Annotated in this window: 1 protein-coding gene; it reads left to right on the top strand. The window is 67.1% G+C overall.

Annotation, left to right across the window (positions count from 1 at the left end):
• Nucleotides 1–231, top strand: a 231-nt coding sequence (locus AF337_RS38700) for a chemotaxis protein CheB (RefSeq protein ID WP_342028475.1), incomplete at both ends; no start/stop codon positions are given.

The raw sequence follows: 231 nt of genomic DNA on the forward strand, positions 1-231 counted from the left end.
GAGCGCCTCGCATGCACGACTTTCCAATGTCCGCCGCGCCGCCGGAACCATCCGTTCCGCTTCAGCGGAGGGGCCGGCCAAGAAACTGACGGCGGATGTGATGCTGCCGCCACCGACGGGGCGGGCCATGGCGAAGACAACGGAGATGGTCGTCTGCGTCGGAGCTTCCACCGGCGGCACCGAAGCACTGCGCGAGTTCCTGGAAGAACTGCCGGCCAATGCGCCTGGTAC

It is taken from the genome of Rhizobium ecuadorense (assembly GCF_001187535.1).
In the GTDB taxonomy this organism is placed as follows: domain Bacteria; phylum Pseudomonadota; class Alphaproteobacteria; order Rhizobiales; family Rhizobiaceae; genus Rhizobium; species Rhizobium ecuadorense.